Source organism: Gemmiger formicilis, assembly GCF_016901605.1.
In the GTDB taxonomy this organism is placed as follows: Bacteria; Bacillota; Clostridia; order Oscillospirales; family Ruminococcaceae; genus Gemmiger; species Gemmiger formicilis_B.
Genome location: NZ_JACJKP010001055.1, coordinates 1 through 216, shown reverse-complemented (window position 1 = coordinate 216; position 216 = coordinate 1). Strand labels below are relative to the sequence as shown.

Sequence of the window (216 nt, the reverse complement as noted above, 5' to 3'; positions counted from 1 at the left end):
CGACGTGTGGGTGAGCATGGGCGAACCGGTGGAAGTATGGGCAGAACGCATTGAAGCCCTGGCCCCCTACCAGGTGAATGCCGCCCTGATGGCCAAAGCCAAGCCCACGGCGGTCTTGTGGTCGTGGTAGGCGGGCAGGCAGTGCATGAACACCGCCGTGGGCTTGGCTTTGGCCATCAGGGCGGCATTCACCTGGTAGGGGGCCAGGGCTTCAAT

The 216-nt window shown here is 63.9% G+C and carries 1 protein-coding gene and 1 pseudogene; one reads left to right on the top strand and one right to left on the bottom strand.

What is annotated here, in order from left to right:
• The first annotated feature begins 16 nt into the window (after positions 1-16).
• Positions 17-130 carry a hypothetical protein gene (locus H6B10_RS18610; protein WP_430661810.1) on the top strand — a complete coding sequence of 38 codons (114 nt, stop codon included), beginning with the start codon at positions 17-19 and terminating at the stop codon, positions 128-130.
• Here the strand turns inward: H6B10_RS18610 and H6B10_RS17730 are convergent.
• Positions 103-216, bottom strand: a pseudogene (locus H6B10_RS17730) (ornithine carbamoyltransferase); the annotation flags it as partial. The gene H6B10_RS18610 and the pseudogene H6B10_RS17730 overlap by 28 nt on opposite strands.